Here is a 21,924-nt window from a genome sequence, read left to right on the forward strand (position 1 = left end):
CGCTAAGCTCCATACTTATTTAGCCCACAGGCTTATTGAGTGAGCGGTCGTTGCGGCAGGCACTAAGTGGCTTTACTTTGGCTGAGATGATCTTGGATACTTCATGTGACTCGGAGTTGGCAATGAGCTTAATACATGCGCAACCATAGCCAAAATGATTGTTCGTCCTGACCCATTGCGAGGACCCGAATTCCGGCCAATCTCCGTCTGCTTGTGCGCCACCTTGCGTGCTGATAAGCCATTCACCATCGTGGTCAACCAGCGATGCGTTCTGCGGCGTGGGATTGTGAAACCAGCCGCATCGTAGCTTCGCGGTATCGGCATTCTCGCTAGCGCTGGCCGTCAATAAGAATGTCATTGTGAGTAGCAGTACGAGTGCTTGTTTCGATGTTTGCATACAAATATTTAAAGGCGAAGCCAAAGCTCAGACATGCCGCATAATGCGACTCCCTGTAAGTCATAAAAATATCATGCCGTTCGCCTTGACTGTCATATTAATTATGTACAGTTTTAAAATAGATCCTCGCTTGCTACATGTCTATGCATCAAAAATGGATGCTACATTTTTACAGGTGAGATGAGCGCATCGCAGTCGCACCTATTGGATCAATAAAAATCCCGGCATAAAACCGGGATTTTTATTAATTGACGAAACTAAAGAATTACATATTCCGCCGGTACTGCCCACCAACCTCAAACAGTGCCGTAGTAATTTGCCCCAATGAACAAACTCGTGCTGCGTCCATTAGTTTGGCAAAAACGTTTTCATCGTTGATGGCGGCTTGCTGCAATGCTGCCAATGCTTGCGGTGCGTCTTTAGCGTGACGCTGATGGAAGTCGGCCAGGCGGGTTAATTGCGATTGTTTTTCTTCGTCGGTGGAGCGGGCTAGCTCGATTTTTTGTGGCGTCTCGCCTTGTTTAGGATTGCGGAAAGTATTCACGCCAATGATCGGTAATGTGCCGTCGTGTTTCAGGTGTTCGTAGTGCATGGATTCTTCCTGGATCTTGCCGCGTTGGTAGCCGGTTTCCATTGCGCCTAATACGCCACCACGTTCTGCGATACGTTCAAACTCTTGCATCACGGCTTCTTCTACCAGCTCGGTTAGCTCCTCAATGATGAAACTACCTTGGATAGGATTCTCGTTTTTGGCTAAGCCCCACTCACGATTGATGATGAGCTGGATCGCCAGAGCGCGCCGTACGGATTCATCTGTTGGTGTAGTGATTGCTTCGTCATAAGCATTGGTGTGCAGGCTGTTGCAATTGTCGTAGATTGCGATTAACGCTTGCAACGTGGTACGGATATCGTTGAAGTCAATTTCTTGCGCATGCAACGAGCGGCCGCTGGTCTGGATATGGTATTTCAGTTTTTGGCTGCGATCATTCGCACCGTATTTGTCACGCATGGCAACTGCCCAGATGCGACGTGCGACGCGGCCAAGCACTGTGTATTCGGGGTCCATGCCGTTGCTGAAGAAGAAGGACAAGTTAGCGGCAAAATCATCAATATGCATGCCACGTGCGAGATAGGCTTCCACAAAAGTAAAGCCATTCGACATCGTGAAGGCGAGTTGAGAAATCGGATTGGCACCGGCTTCTGCGATGTGATAACCAGAGATTGACACCGAATAAAAATTACGCACTTGGTGGTGTACAAAATACTCTTGAATATCGCCCATGACTTTGAGCGAGAATTCAGTCGAGAAGATGCAGGTGTTTTGTCCCTGATCTTCTTTCAGAATATCTGCCTGTACCGTGCCGCGCACATTCATCAGCACCCATGCGCGGATTTTTGCAGCTTCATCCGCAGTTGGTTCACGCTTATTATCGGCACGGAATTTGTCCATCTGCTGATCAATTGCGGTGTTCATGAAGAAAGCTAAAATCGTCGGTGCCGGGCCGTTGATGGTCATGGACACTGAGGTTGCCGGATCACATAAATCAAATCCGTCGTACAAGACTTTCATATCTTCTAAGGTGGCAACGGACACGCCTGAGTTACCGACCTTGCCGTAAATGTCCGGACGGATCGCTGGATCTGCGCCGTATAAAGTCACAGAATCAAACGCGGTAGAGAGACGCTTGGCGGGCATGCCTTGCGATACCAACTTAAACCGTTTGTTGGTACGGAAAGGATCGCCTTCACCGGCAAACATACGGGTTGGATCTTCTCCTTCGCGTTTGAACGCAAAAACACCCGCCGTGAACGGGAATGATCCAGGTACGTTCTCTAACATCAACCAGCGCAAAATTTCGCCATGATCGACAAATCGCGGCAAAGCAACTTTGCGGATTTTTGTGCCAGACAAGGTGCTGGTGACTAACTGCGTGCGGATTTCTTTATCGCGAATTTTGACCACATATTCATCACCGGCATACGCGGCCTGCATGTCTGGCCACATGGCGATCAATTTTTTGGATTCTGCATCCAGATGATGATCGCGCTCGGTAATCAGATCATCGAAGTCTGCCGCTTTGCCGGCCTTAGTCAACATCCGTTTGGCTTCTTGCAATTGCTGGCGTTCGCGGGCGATCACGACTTGTTTGCCGGAGTGTTTGTGGAACTGACGTACCGTATCAGCGATCTCTGCCATATAGCGGCTGCGTGCAGGTGGCACGATGACGTTTTTACCGCTGGAAAATTTGGCACTAATCGGTGCGAGTTTGCTCGGCACGGCTTTGAGTCCGCGCTCGGTCAGTGCGGGCAAAATACCTTGATATAAAGCGGTAACACCATCATCATTGAAGCGCGATGCTTGCGTGCCATACACCGGCATTTCTTCCGGTTTTTTGGTCCACAGTTCGCGGTTGCGTTGGTATTGTTTGGCGACGTCACGCAGGGCATCTAGTGCACCTTTGCGGTCAAACTTATTGATCGCAACAAAGTCAGCAAAGTCCAACATGTCGATCTTTTCTAGCTGCGATGCAGCGCCAAATTCTGGCGTCATCACATACATACTCAAATCCACGTGCGGCACGATTGCGGCATCGCCCTGACCGATACCGGATGTTTCAACGATGATCAGATCAAAGCCAGCAACCTTACAAGCAGCGATCACATCCGGTAATGCTTGTGAAATCTCAGACCCAGCTTCGCGTGTCGCCAGCGACCGCATAAAAACCTTTAGCTTGCCACCCCAAGGACTAATCGCATTCATACGGATACGATCGCCCAGCAGAGCACCGCCCGATTTACGACGTGAAGGATCAATGGAGATCAGCGCGATATTCAACTGATCGTCCTGGTCTAAACGAATCCGGCGTATCAGTTCATCCGTCAAGGAGGATTTACCAGCACCACCAGTGCCGGTGATACCAAATGCCGGCGTCTTGATGTTATCTGCGGCGGTCTGAATTGCATGACGCAGTTCGGGCGCGACACGATCATTTTCCAATGCGGTGATGAGTTGCGCCAGAGGACGATGTTTAGCGACCATATCATCGCCTTGCAAACTGGTCATCTGTGTCGGCGCATAGCCGGATAAATCGGTATCGCAGGCCTGTATCATCGACAGAATCATGCCGACCAGACCCAGGCGCTGTCCGTCTTCTGGACTAAAAATACGGGTCACACCGTAGGCATGCAGATCGGCGATTTCATCCGGTACGATCACACCGCCGCCGCCGCCAAATACTTTGATATGCGCACCGCCACGTTGCTTGAGCAAGTCGATCATGTATTTGAAATACTCCACATGGCCGCCTTGGTAGCTGGAAATTGCAATACCTTGTGCATCCTCCTGCAAAGCGGCAGTGACGATTTCTTCTACTGAGCGATTGTGACCTAAATGGATGACCTCTGCACCGTTTGCCATCAAGATACGGCGCATGATGTTGATCGAGGCATCATGGCCATCGAACAGAGAGGCTGCGGTGACAAAACGTACCTTATTGGCAGGTTTGTATTCGGTTAATTTTTGGGCGATGGACAGGTCAGTCATGTCTTCCTCAACGGTCAGGATTTTTTGTATGTTTTATCGATTTAGCTATGAATGTTCTTGCTAATGGCAACGCTTCAATCGGTAAGCTAAGTTATATGACGTTAACGTAAACGTCAATGTCAAAATTCAAAACTGGATGTCCATTGTTTATAAGGCTTACGGGCCAAAAATGGCTTGAGCGGCTTATTTTTAATGGACATCTCTTTTCAATACTATAAGGCAATCTTAGATTCAAACAATGCAGTCGGCTAGGCAACTCGTACGATCTCGCCGATCACTTTGGCTTTTGGCTTCTGCAACAAGCTGGCTTGTTCAGCATAGTAGGTTTCCATCGCTTTTTCTTTGACGTGACCAAAACCACGGACTTTCTCGGGCAAATTGGCGACTTGCACTGCCTTGTCCAGATTGTCTTTGTTTAAGTTAACGATCAGGCTTAACACGGTGTCGCGGTAATTAACGATCAAGGCGCGCTCGGATTTGCGCTCTTCTGTGTAGCCGAAGATATCCAGTTTGCTGCCGCGCAAACCCTTGAGTTTGGCCATTAATTTAAAGGCTTGCCATACCCAAGAGCCATACTGCGCTTTAATCAAATGACCTTGTCCGTCTTTTTTAGAAAATAGCGGCGGTGCTAAGTTGAACTTGAGGGAGAAGTCGCCTTCAAACTGCTGCTTGAGTTTGTCAGTAAATTGTCCGTCGGTGTACAAACGTGCTACCTCATATTCGTCCTTGTACGCCATCAACTTAAACGCGTATTTAGCGACCGCTGTTGTCAGCTTATTTCCCAGACCCGATGCTGTCTCAGCAGCGCGGACCTGGCTGACCAAATCCTGATATTGCTGCGCATAAGCGGCATTTTGGTAGGCTGTCAGATAGTCGACACGACGTTTGATTACGCTATCCAGACTTTGCGGCATTTGCACGACGACTGGTGAAGTCGGTATGGCAATTTTTTCTACTTTAGCCAAATCCACTGCGGCACGACGTCCCCATAAAAAAGCTTTTTTATTGGATTCGATCGCAACGCCATTCAATTCCACTGCGTGCATCAAAGCGGTTTCAGATACGGGGATGGAGCCTTTTTGGTAAGCAAAGCCGAGCATAAATAAATTCGTCGCGATGGAGTCGCCCATCAATGCGGTCGCTAATTTAGTTGCATTAATAAAGTCTACCTGATTACCAACAGCTTCTGCAATGAGCTGCTCGACAGATTCAGCGGGGAACTGCCAATCAGGGTTTTTAGCGAAAGGTCCTGTCGGTTGTTCATGCGTATTTACCACCGCACGAGTGCGACCAGCGCGCATTTTAGAAATGGCATCATGCGCACCGGCGGTCAACATATCGCAGCCCAAAATCAAATCCGCTTCGCCAGTAGCAATCCGTTGCGCACGCAAACGGGCAACATTATCAGCAATGCGGATGTGAGACGTAACCGAGCCATTTTTTTGCGACATACCTGTCATGTCCAATACCGACACACCCTTGCCTTCCAAATGCGCCGCCATACCGATCAATGCACCGATAGTAATCACACCAGTTCCGCCGATACCATTGAGCAAAATGTTGTAAGGCACAGCGCAGGTCGGCAAAACGGGAGCCGGCAAACTACCAAAGTCATCGGTCTTTGCCGTACCAGTTTTAGACTTGCGCAAGGTGCCGCCTTCTACCGTGACAAAACTAGGGCAAAATCCTTTGACGCAGGAATAATCTTTATTGCAGGAGGATTGATCAATCGTGCGTTTGCGACCGAATTCGGTTTCCAGTGGCATGATGGAAGTGCAGTTGGATTGCACACCGCAATCACCGCAGCCTTCGCATACGGCTTCGTTAATAAACATGCGCTGATTTGGATCGGGGAATTCTTTCTTTTTGCGGCGACGACGTTTTTCTGCAGCACAGGTCTGGTCGTAGATCAAGACGCTGGCACCAGTCAGTTCACGCATTTCACGCTGAACTGCATCCATATCTTTGCGATCATGTAGCGTCACCAGATCGGGTAATGCAGAACGATCTGTATAGCGGGATAAATCTTCAGTCACTAGCGCAATTCGCTTTACGCCTTCGGCGGCCATTTGCTGCGCCATCATGTGGACGCTGATCGTGCCGTCAACTGGTTGACCGCCGGTCATCGCAACGGCGTCGTTATACAAAATCTTATAAGTGATATTGACCTTGGCAGCCACAGCAGCGCGGATCGCTAAATAGCCAGAGTGAAAATACGTGCCGTCACCCAGATTTTGAAATACATGCGGCAACGTCGAAAACGCAGCTTGTCCAATCCACGGAGCACCTTCACCCCCCATGTGCGTCGTCAGTTTATTAAATTCGGGATAAATGGCGGTCGCCATGACGTGGCAACCAATACCTGCCAGCGCGAGACTACCTTCTGGCACTTTTGTCGACGTATTGTGCGGGCAACCGGAGCAGTAATAGGCCGGACGCGGAGGCGTATTCACGTCCTTGTTCAGTACCACATCTTTTGCCTCCAAAAACGCCAGGCGTGCCTTAATCAGATCACTAGTGTGGAAGCGCGCAATCCTTGCCGCGATGACGCGAGCAATTTGGGCGACAGAAAAATCTGCCTTGGACGTCAGCAACCAGTCACCACGTGGATGTACCCATTCGCCTTTTTCATCGAACTTACCGATGACACGTGGACGAACATCGTCGCGCCAATTGTAAAGTTGTTCTTTAAGTTGATATTCGACCATCTGGCGTTTTTCTTCCACCACCAGAATCTCATCCAAACCTTGTGCAAATTCGCGTACACCGTCAGGCTCCAGAGGCCAAGGCATAGAAACTTTATACAGGCGGATACCAATCTCGGCAGCGAATTTCTCATCAATGCCAAGTTCTTCCATCGCTTCTAATACATCGAGATACGACTTGCCAGAGGCAACAATACCGAGCTTGGCATTAGGACTATCAATCGTCGTGTGATTGAGTTTGTTGGCGCGCGCATAGGCCAGTGCTGCGTAGATTTTGTAATCTTGCATCAAGGCTTCTTGCTTGCGTGCTTGTATGCCCAAAGTATCTAATGATAAACGGGTATTCAAGCCGCCTTCTGGCATCACAAAATCTTCTGGGATCGTAATCTTGAGACGGAAAGGATCAGCATCAGCGGAAGAGCTAGATTCCACCGTATCGGCCAAGGCTTTAAAGCCCACGGCGCAACCAGAGAAGCGCGACATAGCCCAAGCATGCAAACCCAAATCCAGGTATTCCTGAACATTGCATGGGTACAACATAGGGATCATGCATGCAGAAAAAATATGGTCAGACTGATGCGGCAAGGTAGAGGAGTAAGCACCATGGTCATCACCGGCCACCAATAAAACACCACCATATTGTGCAGTACCGGCATGGTTCATATGTTTAAACACGTCTCCGCAACGATCTACGCCGGGGCCTTTGCCATACCACATGGCAAACACGCCATCGTATTTTGCGGGACCAATCAGATCAACCGTCTGGGTACCCCATACTGCGGTAGCTGCCAAGTCTTCATTTACGCCAGGTACAAACTTGACGTGACTTGCATCCAGTAATTTTTGGGTCTTCCACAAGGTTTCGTCCAAACCACCCAAAGGTGAGCCGCGATAACCAGAAATAAATCCTGCCGTATTCAGGCCTGCGGCCTGATCACGCAATTTTTGTATCATCGGCAAGCGCACTAATGCCTGAATACCGGATAGAAAAATGGTGCCGCTAGTGGCGGTGTATTTATCGTCAAGTTTGACGTCATGCAGCTGGGGAATGTCACCAGAAGATGTGGCGGAAAAGGAAGGGGATAGCGAGGAGAGTCCAGCAGACTCCATGGTGGTGTCGGACGACATGTGATGCTCCAAAATTTGTGATTTAGATTACAAAGAGCATGCGCTGTATCCGGTAAGACACAAGTTTGCTCGGAACCGATAGCGAGGTATCAGAAATCGGTTCTCATTGCGGTGGCTGTGATAGCAACCATTTTATTCGAATTCGATGAAAAGTACGATGGTGAAAAGACACCTTCGCTGCATGCTTTGCAGGTCGATCACGACTTGTTTGCTCATACCAAGCAAAAATCATTATCAAACTACTACATGTTATTCCCATCGAATAACAAAGACATCAAAAGAAGCTTTCGAAATGATGCTGCAGCGCCTCTTCGACTTCCTTTGAAATCTGCTGTGTACACATTGTAGGCAGGGATGCGTATTTGTAAAAATACGAATTTAAAATAGGGCTATCATAATTTATGATAGCTCTTGTTTTTGAAGAACACTGACCGCGTGCTTAAGTAATCTCTTGAGTAGTTTTTATGTGCCGTCGCTATCCGGGTGCGGGATATGCTGATCTGTTTTATTAGGAAGAAGTATGGTTGCAATCAAACCGCCGTCGCGATGATTTTCCAGTCGCAACTCTCCGCCATGTGCTTGAACAATACTATGGGCGATACCCAGACCTAAACCCATACCACCCGCATTTTTATGTCGACCGTGCTCCAGTCTGACATAAGGCTCCAATAAATGAGTGAAGTCTTCTTCTGGTACACCCGGGCCATGATCTCGGATTTCTATGGCGATCTGATCAGATTGTTCAGAAACATTAATCTCTACCTGTTTGCCATAGTGGATCGCATTGTCCAGTAAATTCCCGACCGCTCGCTTGAGGGCAAGCGGTTTCGCAAAAACGGTTAAACCAGATTCAATAAATAGAATTTCATGCCCTGCTAAGTGCGCACCTTTTACCATCCGACCTAACAAAGCATCAAGTCTGATTTCAGTCGGATTTTCATAAATATCACTATCCTTCACACATTGCAGCGCACCTTTGACCATCATATCCAGCTCGTCCAGATCATCATGAAATTCGGCACGGACAGCATCATCGTCAAGTAATTCTGCACGCAATTTCAGACGCACAATCGGTGTCCGCAAGTCATGAGAAATCGACACAAACAACCGCTCACGGTCATCAATATAACGCTGAATCCGCTCCCGCATTTCGCCAAAGGCCCGGGCTGTTTTTACAAATTCTTTGCTGCCGGTTTCAGGTAACGGTGGCGTATGTTCACCGTTACCAAATGCTTGCGCTGCCTCAGATAAAGCAGCTAGCGGCCTGGTTGTCCAACGTACGACTAAAATAGATAAAACCAAAACGGCGGCAAGTGAAAGTAGCTGGAGTAATACACGGTCAGAGGAAAAAGGATCGCCACTTTTAAAAAAATAAGGATTAGGCATTAAGGTCGCAAGATATAACCACTGACCGTCTGCCATCTCGGTTTGGATCACTAAGATAGGAGCAGGATTGGGCTGGGTGATCAAAATATGCTGTACCCATTTTTCTGGTACTTCACTAATTTGGGAGCCATCATCCGAAACGACCAAATCGGATGGCCATGCAAATCCGATTTTTAATTTATCTAAGGCTGGCAGCTCTTCTTTGAGGGAGGCTTGGATGTCCTGCACTGCCATGCTAGCCAGACGATTGCCAGTCAATTCGTTTAACTTGATCGCATTTTTGTTGATACTGACAAAAAACCGTGTCCCCCCCATTTCACGAAATAGCTGTATCGTCAGAGGCCGATAATTGGATGGAAGACTGGCAAAATATCGCATCGTACTGGCGGCACTGCGGGCGACATGCTGGGAAGAAGCTTTGGTTTCGATCTCGGATTCTTTACGAACCTGGGCTGTCCAGAACGCATTGCCAACAAATTGCGTCAACATCACCCCGGCAACCATCACCACTGTTAATCGTCCCAATAAAGAATGGGGGAGGATTTTTTGCAGAATCCGCTGGGAATGAGAAATGGTCGACATAGGCAGGCGTAACAATCGGGGAATAATCGAGGAACAATCGAGGAATAAGCGGGTAAAAATCGGAGAGTAATCAAGTAATCGTCAGATAATAGTCACGCAACAATCAGGCGTGAGCAGAACTGACATCTGCGGAAAAAACATAACCCGCGCCGCGTACGGTTTTGATGAGGGCTGGCTGCTTACCATCACCATGCAAACGCAAGCGAAGGCGACTGATTTGTACGTCTAAAGAGCGATCCAAAGGACCTGCATCACGACCACGCGTCTCTTCACACAATACGCTGCGATCCAGAATGTCGCCAGGATGCTCAACAAAATACTTGAGTAATTGAAAATCCAGTCCCGTCAGCGCAATCACGGTTCCATCACGGTCACTGACGGTGCGTTCAACGGTATCAAGAGTAAAGCCGACAAATCGATAATAGCGCGGAGCAGCTAGATTCTCACTACCAGTACGCCGGAGTATTGCTTTAATGCGAGCCAGCAATTCTCTAGGGCTATACGGCTTAGAAATATAGTCATCTGCCCCTAGCTCTAAGCCAACGATACGATCGGTCTCGTCTGAACTGGCCGTGAGCATAATCACGGGAACGTTGGAGCGATTTCTCACCACTTTGCACAATGCAAACCCGTCCGTATCAGGCAGCATGACATCTAAAATGACCAAAGATAATTCATCGGCATAACGATGAAACTCGGCTAAAAAAGATTCCCCGTTATGTGCCAGCTTGACCTCATATTGATTTTTTTCCAGATAGGTCTTTAACAGAGTTCTGGTTTTTTGGTCGTCATCGACTATCAGTATTTTGCGCATTATTACTTTCAATATTCTATTTTTATTTATGTCTTTGGAAGCGAGCGTGCGATGGCGGCTAATCGACGCTGTGTATCACCTATCGACATTTTGTCGTCGATAAAAAAGCGGACGATCTCAGCAATAATCGCGTCTTTAGAAATTTCGTCGGTCGCCATCCGGTGCGCAAAACTAGGCACTTGCGCGGCACTTCCCACAGAAAATGCTTTGAGCGACGCACGGGAGCAGCTATCCATTTTCGATGAATCCTGATTGCGTAAAACAGAAATAGAACCTTTGACACGGTTGTACTCTGTTTGCAGCGCTGGCGATACGACAATTTGAGCGAGCTTTTCTTGCGCGGCTCTGTGCGATCCATCCAGCGTCAGCATGACAAGGGTATCGATATCATATAGATGATAATTTTCTGTGCCTGGCACCGCCATGCAACTAAAACCAACATCGGTTGCCAATCCCCAATAATTTAGCTCGGCTTTCGCCCAGTCTCCCATGATAAACATGGCTGCATTGCCATCGGCAAACTGGCGCGCCATTTCTACCCAAGTACGCTCTTGTGAGGATACAGACATCATTTTTTTGAGCGCGCGTAAGCGTTTTAAGGCATTGGCAAAGCGCGCATCAGAGAATGCCTCGACGTCTTTTTTGACAAATAACTCGTTATAAAAACCCGCGCCTGCCTCGGATAACACCAGGTTTTCAAATAAAGTCGCAACCTGCCATGGTTCGCTGCTTTGTGCCAACGGTATCACGCCTGCCTGTTTTAATTTTTTTGCGACGACTTCAAACTCATCCCAGGTTTCAGGCGGTTTCAGATCATATTTTTTGAATACTTTTCGGTTAATAAATAATGTATTAATGCGATGAATCCCCAGCGGCGCGGCAACCAGACGTCCTTTGGGTTGCACCAAGGTCCAGACCAGCGGAAATAAAACTTTGTCCCATTTTCCAGCCGCACCAACGGCGTCAAAATCCAGCAGCAACCCCAGGTCTGACCATTCGCTGATCAGTACGCCGTTGACCTGCGATACCTCGGGCGCGTTACCTGTGAGGATGCGACTTTTAAGAACGATGCCCGCACCTATGCCTGACCCGCTAGGGATCAACGCATCGCGCCAAATAATATTTTCTTGGGCTAATTTACTCGCCAACACATCGACAGCCTTGTGCTCACTGGCGGATTTCCACCAATGCAGTACCTGCAATGTCTCTGCCCATGTTGTAGAGCTGGTCACCAGCAACAAAATGGGCAATATCAAGTTACGCACTATCTGCTGTGAGGATAGCTGGTAACGACGAGCACATTCTGCATGGGGCAACAATCTTATTTTTACTGTTTGCACCTGAGGATCCTTCTTTGTCTCGGGGGTGACTATAACGTAACTGAATGTTGTTGCGAAGGTAAATAAGCATCGATATTTGTAATGAACTGTGAGCTTACATTGCAATTTATTGCAGGCAGAAAACACATCGATTTTGCTCGTGCTCCGCTATGAGCTATCGGCGAAGAATTGCAAAAAAGCAAAAATCCCAACGTAAAGTTATGTAACAAGCCGACTTTAGCTGATTTTCAATTTTCTTATAAAAATCAATTACTTAACAGGTGATGACCAGATTGCAACTCAGGGTGTGGTGTCACAGTATCTGCGGTGCTAATGTCTGCTCGCCGCAACAATAAGTGCCAATACGGATGCTGGATTAGTACCCCGTTTTGGACAAATGATGGTGAGAAAAATTGGGCAACCATCTGCAGTAGATTAAATCCGGGAAATACCGGACATGACAGCATGCTCAAAAGCAGCGTCAGCTTGCTTGCGAGCGATTAAAAATACACAGGAGACATAATGAGTAAAACTGCATTCAGAGCGTTACCGCTCGCCCTTTCACTTGCCTTTACTGCCGGCGTAGCACATGCCAGCGATGCTGAAGGTGAGTTCCATGGCTACTTGCGCGCTGGCGTAGGCTCTAGTTCACAAAAAGGTCCACAAAGCTGCTACGACTTGGGTGGCAACACCATGAAGTATCGCCTCGGCAATGAGTGCGATAGCTACTTTGAAGGCGGTTATACAAAGGAACTGGCAAAATCAGAAAACGGCGTAAGCTGGGTCGGTACTTTGTGGATCGACGCTTACAAAAACGGTTCTGATTTCGGCAATGCCAAACCAGAAATCGCCAAAGCTTATGTAGAAGCCAAAGGGCTCGATTTCTTAAACGGTGGTACTGCTTGGATTGGTAAGCGTTACTACTTCCGTCCAGATATCCATATGCTGGATCTGCAATACATCAACTTAAATGGTACAGGCGGTGGCTTTGATAAAGTTGGCGGCTTTGGCCCTGGCAAATTCGGCTATGCCGTGTTCAAAGATAACGACACCAACGACATTGATGCGACGACCGGCAAAGTGCTCAATACGCCAGCAGCAGTGCGTCAGAACTTTATCTATGAAGGTGTGCCCGTCAACGAGAACGGTACGATTGATATGGCGATGTCGCTGATCAGCGCCCAAGGACAAAACCGTCATAACGGTTGGCAGTTCTCGATCTTCCATAAGCAAGATAAAGTACTTGGTGGCGCAAATACTGTTGGTATTCAATACGGTGTTGGTCCAGGCACTGGTATTGGCGGACCATGCTGCGACCGTATCGGTAGCTCCGGTAGCACAACGTTGGGTTCTGACGTTACCCGTTTGCGCGTATTCGATAATCTGGTGATCCAACCTACGACACAATTCAGCACTGAATTTATCGCTTTAATGCAGCGTGATAAGTCGGATGCACAGGGTTCCTCCACCTGGACTACATTAGGCGCAAGACCGGTGTATGCGTTGACTAAAAACTTTAAGCTGCAAGCAGAAGTTGGCACCAGTCGCGTCACACAAGCCAATGGCGGCGACGCTTTACGCCTGACCAAAATCACCTTCGCACCAACGCTGTCTATGGGTGAAGGCTACTGGTCGCGCCCAGAACTACGCGCCTTTGTTACCTACGGCAAATGGAATGATGCGGCAACCGCCGCTGTCAACGCCAGCAATAACTCTGGTCCGGTATATGGTAACAATACTAGCGGCACCTCAGTTGGTATTCAATTAGAAACTTGGTTCTGATACGCCTATCGGTCACTTTTACGCTCGCTTTTAAATTTGATCTTTATGACTTAGCTCATTTTTAGTCAATTTTACCGACTGCCCAGATGTGTCTGAACAAAAAAATATCAACACATCTGGCGACAGCAAAATAAAATCATTTAAAAACATTCCCCAAACATATTGGAGTAGACAATCATGAAATTGAAACAAATCGTTCAGGCAACTATTGCAGCCACAGCGTTGATCGCTGGCGCGCAAGTTCAGGCAGCAGAAGTCGAAGTCTTACATTATTGGACTTCCGGTGGCGAAGCCAAATCCGTCGCTGAATTGAAAAAAATGATGGAAGCCAAAGGCATCGTCTGGAAAGATTTCGCCGTAGCTGGTGGCGGTGGTGAAAATGCTATGACTGCGTTAAAAGCACGCGTCATTTCTGGTAGCGCACCGACTGCAGCACAGATCAAAGGCCCATCGATTCAAGAGTGGGGTAAAGAAGGCGTGTTAGCGAATATCGATGCCGCGGCGACCGAAGGCAAATGGGATGCAAGTTTGCCAAAAGTCGTCTCCAATATCATGAAGTATCAAGGACACTATGTTGCCGCACCGGTCAATGTGCATCGTGTCAACTGGTTATGGGTCAATCCAGACGTCTTAAAAAAAGCAGGCGCCAAAGCGCCGACCAATTGGGACGAATTTTTTGATGCCGCTGACAAAATCAAAAAAGCCGGCTTGATTGCCATTGCACACGGCGGTCAGCCATGGCAAGACGCGACGGTATTTGAATCCGTCGCACTCGGCGTCGGCGGTCCAGATTTCTATAAAAAAGCAATCGTACAACTGGACCCGGCCAGTCTGACTGGTCCAACCATGATCAAAACCTTTGATACCTTAGCAAAGATCAAAACCTACATCGATAAAGATGCCGCTGGCCGTGACTGGAACCTGGCAACAGCCATGGTCATCAATGGCAAGGCTGGTATGCAATTTATGGGCGATTGGGCGAAGGGTGAATTTACTGCGGCGGGCAAAGTCGCTGGTAAAGACTTCTTGTGTCTGACTGCGCCAGGTACCGAGAAAGCATTCACCTTTAATATCGACTCTCTGACGATGTTTAAAGTTAAAGATGCTGATCAGCAAAAGGCCCAACTAGTCTTGGCAAGCGCGGTGATGAGCCCGGAATTTCAGGAAGTATTTAACCTGAACAAAGGCTCTATCCCTGCCCGTGCCGGTGTCTCACGTGCTAAGTTTGATAGCTGTGCCATCAAGTCGATGGATGACATGGACGCGACGAGTAAGAGCGGTGGTTTAGTCCCTAGCTTTGCACACGGCATGGCAATCGACTCTGCTAAAGCCGGTGCGATTCAGGACGTGATTGCGAAGTTTATGAACTCCACGATGACCTCGCAAGCCGCAGTACAAGCATTAGCAAAAGCGGCTAAAGCGAAGTAAAGTAAGCTGCAGTAATAGCGACGTGATACAGAAGTAAGCTGCAAATAAGCTGGAAGTAAGCTGTAAAACAAGGTGGCAAACGTCATACGCACTGAATGAGATAACAACTCGCTGGTGCGTATGGCGGGCAGTAATGAAAATGGTGTGGAATTTTGCTTATTTTCATATACTCCCCCTTATTTTTAATAAAAATGCCTTAGTGTCCAATGATTATATGGACAATAAAATATACTCCCCATAAGTAATTGGAGCGATCATTGATATCGCTCTGGAGATTCTTGATGTCAGTTACCCCCACAGCAATATCGGGCCGCAGTCAGGCTGTCGATCACGCTCAGCGCCCCAAGGTCGCCCAAAGGCTCGCCAGTTTTGCCGATGTCTGGCTACCGCGCATCGTGTTGTCGCCAACGGTGTTGACTTCCCTCATTTTTGTCTACGGTTTTATCGGCCTGACAGCGTATCTGTCTTTGACCGAATCACGCTTAATGCCGAATTACACCTTCTCAGGATTTTCGCAATACAGCGCCTTGTTTGAAATTGACCGCTGGTGGGTTTCTGCCACCAACTTAGGCATTTTCGGTGGATTATTTATTTTGATTTGTCTGGTTGTCGGACTCTTGCTGGCGATTTTTTTAGATCAGCGTATCCGTGCAGAAGGTGCGTTACGAGCAATCTATTTATATCCGATGGCACTATCGTTCATCGTCACGGGTGCTGCATGGAAATGGATACTAAACCCAGGTCTGGGTTTAGAAAAAATGATGCATGACTGGGGCTTTGCCAACTTCTCTATGGACTGGCTAGTCGATTCTGACATGGCGATTTATACCGTCGTCATAGCGGGCGTCTGGCAATCCTCAGGATTTGTAATGGCATTGTTTTTAGCGGGATTGCGCGGGATTGACGACAGCATCATGAAGGCGGCGATGGTGGATGGTGCCAGCCTGCCGACGATTTATCGCCGTATCGTCATCCCCTCTTTGCGCCCCGTGTTCTTTAGTGTCTTGCTAGTGTTATCGCATATTGCCATCAAGAGTTTTGATCTGGTCATGGCGCTGACCGCTGGCGGTCCCGGCACCTCATCCGACGTACCTGCCATTTTTATGTACCAATTTTCTTTTACCCGCGGACAGCTAGGCTTAGGTGCAGCATCCGCAATGATGATGCTGATGACGGTACTGGCAGTATTAGTACCCCTGATTTATCTTGAAGCAAAAGAGGCACGTCATGGTCGCTAATTCTTCTCCGTCCTCTAAATTCTCTGAGGCAAATAATCCCAATCGCTCGCGGTTAAATATCGGTCGTATCTTTATCTACGTGCTCTTATTTTTATGCGCACTGTATTACCTGGCACCTTTGTATGTGATGCTGACCACCTCAGTCAAATCACTGGATGAAATCCGGAGTGGAAATTTACTGGATTTCCCTTTGCATCCAAACACTGCCGCATGGGCAAAAGCCTGGGGCTCTGCCTGTACTGGTGTGCAATGTGATGGCCTGGCACCGTATTTTTGGAACTCCGTCAAAATGGTGATACCGGCAGTCTTGATCTCCACCTTGATCGGTTCACTGAATGGGTATGTGCTAGCCCACTGGCGCTTTCGCGGGTCAGAGATTTTATTTACGGGCTTGATGGTCGGTTGTTTTATCCCGTTTCAGGTCGTAATCTTGCCTATGGCGCGCTTGCTGGGCCTGATGCATCTGGCCAATACAACGGCGGGTTTGATATTAGTGCATGTGATTTATGGCATGGCATTCACGACGCTGTTTTTCCGTAATTATTATGTATCGGTGCCAGAAGAATTGGTCAAAGCTGCCCGCATCGACGGCGCAGGATTTTTGACCATTTATCGCCGGATTATTTTCCCCTTGTCCTTGCCAATTTTTATGGTGTGCTTTATCTGGCAGTTCACCCAGATCTGGAATGACTTCTTATTCGGCGTGGTGTTCGGCGGCTCTGATGCGCAACCCGTCACTGTTGCCCTAAATAATCTGGTCAATACTTCGACAGGTGTGACGGAATATAACGTCAATATGGCAGCGGCGATTATCGCAGCACTGCCGACATTGGTGCTGTATCTGATCGCAGGAAAATATTTCGTCCGGGGGCTGACTGCCGGCGCGGTCAAAGGCTGATTCCTGATAACGACGACCGGTTGGACAAGGTCACAATCACATTAAAGTAATCGTATTTAATCTATTCAGAAGAAACGAAATAACCATGGCAAGTTTATCCATACGCAATGTACGCAAGGTCTATCCCAACGGCGCGGAGATATTAAAGGGCATCAATCTTGAGATTCAAGATGGCGAATTTTTAATCCTAGTCGGTGGCTCTGGTTGTGGCAAATCCACCTTACTGAATATGATCGCCGGCTTAGAGCCTATTTCTGATGGCGAGATTTATATCGGTGATCGCTGCATCAACGCTGTTCCTGCCAAATCGCGTGATATCGCCATGGTGTTTCAGTCGTACGCACTGTATCCGACCATGACTGTCAGAGAAAATATCTCGTTTGGATTAGGCATACGCAAAGTACCCAAAGACGAACAAAAAAAGATCGTAGAGCGGGTTGCCGAGACTTTACAAATCACCCACTTGCTAGACCGTAAACCAGCATTACTGTCCGGTGGGCAACGTCAACGGGTCGCCATGGGTCGTGCTATTGCCCGCGATCCAACGCTGTTTTTATTTGATGAGCCGCTCTCTAATCTGGATGCAAAACTGCGGGTAGAGATGCGCGCTGAAATTAAATTGATGCACCAGCGACTAGGCACGACGATCGTCTATGTTACCCATGATCAGATTGAGGCAATGACGCTGGGTGACAAAATCGCCGTGATGAAAGATGGCGTGGTACAGCAATTCGGCAGTCCGCAAGATATTTACGATCAACCTAATAATTTGTTTGTCGCAGGATTTATTGGCTCACCTTCAATGAACTTCTTAAAAGGCAAATTAGTCCCGCATGCTAATGGACTGGCATTTACTCTGGAGCATGCGGGCCAAACTAGTTTATTACCTCTACCGACCTCTTTTGCAGAACAACTCAAAGCAGGGCAATGGGCGGAGCGCGAGATCATACTCGGCATACGACCTGAACATGTGACCGACACTATCAGCGCCCGCCGCTCAGAAAGTGAAGAAGATTATCGCCCGACAGAAGTGGATTGCACAGTCGAACTGACCGAGCCAACTGGCCCTGACACTTTAGCATTTATCTGGTTTAACCAAAGCCGCATCACCTGCCGCACTCATCCACGTGCGATGGCTTTACCAGGTAAAAGTATGCGTCTGGCATTTGATTTATCGAAAGCGATTTTGTTTGATCCTAAGACGGAACAAAGAATCTCTTAGTGCATCTTGATGAATCTTGGTACATCTTATTTTTGCTAAATTTGTCTTAGCTCTTCATGATTAACTAAGGCTTTTGGTTCCTATCCATATACCGGATTCACATAAGTCATGTGCAACTTGTTGTACCAGTTTTTCTACTGCCATTGCAGCATTGGTTAATGGAATATTTTTAGAAGCGCATAGAACAACTGTCCGGGATAAGGGCGCGCCACTGATTGCATGTGCGCTTAATTCACCACGCTGTATTTCCGAAAGTAGCGGAGAGACCGGTAATATCGTAGCGCCCATATCAGCCATCAATGCCGATTTTAAAATCGCAATGGAAGTAATATCGATCACATGATCCGTCTTCAAACCAGCTTGTCTGACAACACTTTCTATCCGTGGCCTGACACCGTGCTGCACGCTAGGTAAAATCAAAGTAGCTTCCAAGGCTTTGGCTAAAGTGATGGTTTTACGCTTGCACGCAAATTGCGAGTCGCGGCGAGTGATGTACATCAGCTCTTCTTCTACTAAGGTCTTAGTAGAAAAACTGCCGAGCTGTCCGTCGTCAAACAATATCGCTAAATTCAAACGTCCCGACTTTAACTGTTCGGTCAAATTACCGGTTAATTCTTCCGTCAACTGAAACACAATATCAGGATAAGTCGCGCGTACCGCCTTCAGTAAAGGCAAGGCCAACGCGCCTGATGCGCTTTGCGGAATACCAAGAGCAACCGTTCCACTTGGTCTGTCAGAAGATTGACTGACCGCCGATTTAGCATCACTGACTTGCTTTAAGATAGCTTGTGCGTGCTCGTAAAAAATCTTACCGGCATCGGTGGCTTGCATGCCTTGTGCGGAGCGATGCAATAACAAGCACCCCAATTCGTCCTCTAATAACTGTAATTGCTGTGTCAATGCTGGTTGCACTATGTGCAGCACTTTAGCGGCACGTGACAAAGAGCCGTGATCGACTATCGCAACGAAATAGCGGAGTTGGCGCAGTTCCATTTAAGTTTGATTTCTTATAGTGTGATTTAATTCTGTCTTCATCGAAAACATCGATTTTCAACATCACGAAAACCCGTTGTTCAAGTATGCCATCGATACTCAGCTAAAACCCAGATGGGTTTCATCTATTCTGAGTCTTTAAAAATGGTTTGAAGTAATGTAATTGATTTATCTTTATTGATGTGTTCAAAAAAACTACTTGAGCACTATTGATACTGACCGCTCTGATTTCTCTGCCTCCAGGAAAAATATGTCCCGTCTGCCACGCTCTGTACTGATTGCTTTACTTACCGTCTACGTGGTGTGGGGATCAACCTATTTCGCTATCCATATCGCGCTGGCATCTTTCCCTCCGTTTATGTTAATGGGAACCCGTTTTCTGGTCGCAGGTGGTTTGCTATTTGCCTGGCAAACATGGCGCGGCGTAGCTCATCCCAGCTTAAAAGAATGGCGTGATGCGGGCGTCGTTGGAGTACTGATGCTCGGCGGCGGGATGGGCTTAACTGCGGTCGCGCAACAAAGCATTTCCTCAGGATTGACCGCGGTCTTCATTGCTTGTTCACCGATGATTTTGTCGTTTTGTGTTGGTTTTTTCGGTGACTGGCCTAACCGACGTGAATGGACAGGGATAGTGATTGGCTTTGCGGGCGCTGTGATGCTGGCATTTGGTGGCGAATTTTCTGCCAAGCCAATTGGTGTGATTAGTTTAATCGGGGCGATTTTAAGCTGGGATATTGGCTCAGTACTGTCACAGCGAAAATTAAAAATGGCGCCGGGTGCGATGGGATTTGCCAGTGAGATGCTGTTGGGTGGCGCATTTTTGATGCTGCTTGGTTTTTTGATGGGAGAAAAATTCAACACGCCAATCACTGTCAATGCATGGCTGGCATGGTCTTACCTTGTGGTTGCCGGGTCTTTGCTCGCATTTACTGCATATATGTACTTGCTAAGCGCAGTACCGCCCGCACTCGCTGGCAGCTACGCCTACGTCAACCCGGTGATTGCGGTAATTTTAGGAGTGACGTTGGGAGGAGAACAAATCGGAGGACGTGAGATGATTGCAATGGCCGTGATTTTAGGAAGTGTGATCTTGCTCACTACCGCACGCAAAAAAACTGATGCTGCGCTTGATGCAGAGCACAGCTAGGTTTTAGAAAAATTCTGCTGTGTCGTTAGACTTCTCTGCATGCAAATCGCCGCTCTCGACCAAGCTATCGTAGTAACAGGTGCGATTTCTTCCATTGCTTTTTGCAAAATATAAAGCCTGATCTGCGCGTCCCATAATCGCAACCGCAGGTTCAAACGGATCTATGCGGGCAAAGCCCACACTAACTGTAACCTGCCCGACTTGCGGAAATGGATATTGCTCTACGTTTTCGCGGAAACGATCAAAAATATGCTGAGCATCATCTTGGGCAGTAGCACGCAATAAAATCACAAATTCTTCGCCACCGAAGCGGAACAATCTGTCAGTGGGACGGAAAGACGAACGTAATAAATTAGCGATCAAAATCAATACCTCATCGCCATACAAGTGACCAAATTGGTCGTTCACCCGCTTGAAATGGTCAATGTCCAACACCGCCAACCAATGCGGCTTTTCGGGTTCGACAGCACGGCGATCTTGCTCGGGCTCGATCACTGTTTCAGTATTATTTTTTTGCTGGGAACTGACGCGCAAAATTTTTGAAAAATTATCATCAAAAGTTTTACGGTTTAATAATCCGGTCAGTGAATCACGTTCACTGTAATCCAGCAGATTCTGAAAATTGCGGTAAACAATTAAAATACCTTCCATCACTTGGAAAGTATTTTCATTGTAAGAATCAGGATTAGCGATTTCCAGGCAGGTACTGACTTTTTCATTGGTCCAGATAGGCAACCAAATCAAACGCTTACCGTCTTCTGATGATCCTTCAATCAGATTCTGATGCCTCGAAATACCATCTTCCAAATTAGGATACTTAGCAATCAAATCACCGGCGGCGCTAATAGTGCTGACGTCGACAACTTCAAGTACCTTGCCATTTTTGATCGTAATTTGGGACTGTACAAATGTTTGTCGACCCACAGTCGTGATATCCAACACGCGTGCGTATTCAGCGCGTGTTAATTCACACAGAGCCGAAATGACTGAAATATTGAGGAGATCATGGTCGCGATGACCAGTAATTTCCACAAGATGTTTAATGATGGAATCCATACTCTACTAAGAGTTGACTGCGATAAGCGAATTAAGTGGGACTGACAATACCTTAGCGACGATTAAGAAACAATAAGTTAACAACAATTTACAACATCTTTGTCACAATTACTTATTTTCATTCGCTTTATTATAGATATTTACTGCAACCAATGCATTTTGGATGCATCAACTAAGACAAAGTGACATAGAGACCTTTGCATGACAGCCTTAATCAGAGCCGTTTCAGCAAAGGTTGAATTTTTAAAAAATAAAATGATGCTTTTTTAGTGATTTTGTCTTCAG

14 protein-coding genes are annotated in these 21,924 nt (G+C 47.5%); 6 read left to right on the forward strand and 8 right to left on the reverse strand.

Features of this window, described 5'->3' with window-relative positions:
* Nucleotides 1–19 precede the first annotated feature (19 nt).
* From AAKU64_RS04000 to AAKU64_RS04025, 6 genes are all read right to left on the reverse strand, one after another.
* Entirely contained in the window at nt 20–397 is a 378-nt protein-coding gene (locus AAKU64_RS04000; RefSeq protein WP_354330253.1) for a DUF4087 domain-containing protein, read from the reverse strand.
* 265 nt (nt 398–662) lie between these two features.
* Nucleotides 663–3,941 carry a fused isobutyryl-CoA mutase/GTPase IcmF gene (gene icmF, locus AAKU64_RS04005; protein WP_354330251.1) on the reverse strand — a complete coding sequence of 1,093 codons (3,279 nt, stop codon included), beginning with the start codon at nt 3,939–3,941 and terminating at the stop codon, nt 663–665.
* 248 nt (nt 3,942–4,189) lie between these two features.
* Nucleotides 4,190–7,774 (reverse strand): indolepyruvate ferredoxin oxidoreductase family protein, encoded by a 3,585-nt coding sequence (locus AAKU64_RS04010; RefSeq protein WP_354330249.1) that lies wholly within the window; start codon nt 7,772–7,774, stop codon nt 4,190–4,192.
* A gap of 462 nt (nt 7,775–8,236) precedes the next feature.
* Nucleotides 8,237–9,742, reverse strand: a complete 1,506-nt coding sequence (locus AAKU64_RS04015) for an ATP-binding protein (protein WP_354330247.1) — start codon at nt 9,740–9,742, stop codon at nt 8,237–8,239.
* Nucleotides 9,743–9,845: 103 nt separating this feature from the next.
* Entirely contained in the window at nt 9,846–10,559 is a 714-nt protein-coding gene (locus tag AAKU64_RS04020) for a response regulator (protein ID WP_354361498.1), read from the reverse strand.
* A 23-nt stretch (nt 10,560–10,582) separates the two neighbouring features.
* Nucleotides 10,583–11,896: an ABC transporter substrate-binding protein gene (locus AAKU64_RS04025; RefSeq protein ID WP_354330245.1), complete on the reverse strand. Its 1,314-nt coding sequence runs from the start codon at nt 11,894–11,896 to the stop codon at nt 10,583–10,585.
* A 501-nt stretch (nt 11,897–12,397) separates the two neighbouring features.
* Here AAKU64_RS04025 and AAKU64_RS04030 point away from each other — a divergent pair.
* The 5 genes from AAKU64_RS04030 (at nt 12,398) to AAKU64_RS04050 (ending at nt 18,443) form a co-directional block, all read left to right on the forward strand.
* Complete coding sequence (locus tag AAKU64_RS04030) at nt 12,398–13,657, forward strand: maltoporin (protein ID WP_354330243.1); 1,260 nt, start codon at nt 12,398–12,400, stop codon at nt 13,655–13,657.
* Between the two features lie 177 nt (nt 13,658–13,834).
* Complete coding sequence (locus AAKU64_RS04035; protein ID WP_354330241.1) at nt 13,835–15,085, forward strand: ABC transporter substrate-binding protein; 1,251 nt, start codon at nt 13,835–13,837, stop codon at nt 15,083–15,085.
* Between the two features lie 281 nt (nt 15,086–15,366).
* Nucleotides 15,367–16,323, forward strand: coding sequence for a carbohydrate ABC transporter permease (locus AAKU64_RS04040; protein ID WP_354330240.1), 957 nt, complete (start codon nt 15,367–15,369; stop codon nt 16,321–16,323).
* The gene (locus tag AAKU64_RS04045) at nt 16,313–17,221 is read left to right on the forward strand and encodes a carbohydrate ABC transporter permease (protein ID WP_354330239.1); all 909 of its coding nucleotides are present in this window, start codon (nt 16,313–16,315) and stop codon (nt 17,219–17,221) included. The genes AAKU64_RS04040 and AAKU64_RS04045 overlap by 11 nt, the downstream gene beginning before the upstream one ends.
* Nucleotides 17,222–17,306: 85 nt before the next feature.
* The gene (locus AAKU64_RS04050) at nt 17,307–18,443 is read left to right on the forward strand and encodes an ABC transporter ATP-binding protein (RefSeq protein ID WP_354330237.1); all 1,137 of its coding nucleotides are present in this window, start codon (nt 17,307–17,309) and stop codon (nt 18,441–18,443) included.
* A 60-nt stretch (nt 18,444–18,503) separates the two neighbouring features.
* Here the strand turns inward: AAKU64_RS04050 and AAKU64_RS04055 are convergent, their stop codons facing one another.
* Nucleotides 18,504–19,436, reverse strand: a complete 933-nt coding sequence (locus tag AAKU64_RS04055) for a LysR substrate-binding domain-containing protein (protein ID WP_354330235.1) — start codon at nt 19,434–19,436, stop codon at nt 18,504–18,506.
* A 250-nt stretch (nt 19,437–19,686) separates the two neighbouring features.
* Between AAKU64_RS04055 and yedA the strand changes: the two genes are divergently transcribed.
* Entirely contained in the window at nt 19,687–20,583 is an 897-nt protein-coding gene (gene yedA, locus AAKU64_RS04060; RefSeq protein ID WP_354330233.1) for a drug/metabolite exporter YedA, read from the forward strand.
* Between the two features lie 3 nt (nt 20,584–20,586).
* Here the strand turns inward: yedA and AAKU64_RS04065 are convergent, their stop codons facing one another.
* Nucleotides 20,587–21,639, reverse strand: a complete 1,053-nt coding sequence (locus AAKU64_RS04065; protein ID WP_354330231.1) for a GGDEF domain-containing protein — start codon at nt 21,637–21,639, stop codon at nt 20,587–20,589.
* Between the last annotated feature and the right edge of the window lie 285 nt (nt 21,640–21,924).

This window comes from Undibacterium sp. GrIS 1.8 (genome assembly GCF_040544445.1).
Taxonomy (GTDB): Bacteria; Pseudomonadota; Gammaproteobacteria; order Burkholderiales; family Burkholderiaceae_D; genus Undibacterium.